The 488-nt window shown below is 58.4% G+C and carries 1 protein-coding gene; it reads right to left on the bottom strand.

Annotated elements, in window-relative coordinates; all coding sequences use genetic code 11:
* Nucleotides 1-71: 71 nt before the first annotated feature.
* A complete protein-coding gene (locus tag GBG68_RS14730) occupies nucleotides 72-299 on the bottom strand; it encodes an SRPBCC family protein (RefSeq protein WP_152148395.1) in 228 nt (75 codons plus the stop codon).
* Nucleotides 300-488 lie beyond the last annotated feature (189 nt).

Genomic DNA, 488 nt, shown 5'->3' with positions numbered 1-488 from the left:
GAGCCAGCGGGCTCGAGCCGGGGAAAGCCAAAGCATCGTGATCGCCTCCTTTAGTGATGGAGACGATAGTGTCAGCGGTCCTGGTGAGCTTCAGAAGATGGGGTTGGTGGAGCGCTTACGACCTTGCCACCCCTCGACTGGACAGCAATTTGAAGCCGAGCGCCCTGCTGCGGCTCGCCTGCAACTGACTTAATGAAGGGATTCCACTGCGGATAAGACGCGAAATCCGACAGCACGGCCCACACCCGCTCCGCTGAGGCGTCGATCTCGATTTCCGTATGCAAGTGATGGATAGCCATCGGTTTCCTTTGCTCTTGTGGGCCTAACGCCCGACTTGAGCCGCCGCTAGGAAGCCGCCGCGCGGCTTCCTAGGGAAACGCTGAACAAACCAGCGCCACAGCATCAATTGTTCGAAAAATGACCGCCTCGACCTATTTCGGCCGTCAAAACGGCGTTTCAGCGTCTTTCTGCCCCGTATCCGCCTCGTT

The sequence above is a fragment of the Alkalilimnicola sp. S0819 genome, from assembly GCF_009295635.1.
Taxonomy (GTDB): Bacteria; Pseudomonadota; Gammaproteobacteria; order Nitrococcales; family WHIW01; genus S0819.
This window is presented reverse-complemented; position numbering and strand designations above follow the sequence as displayed.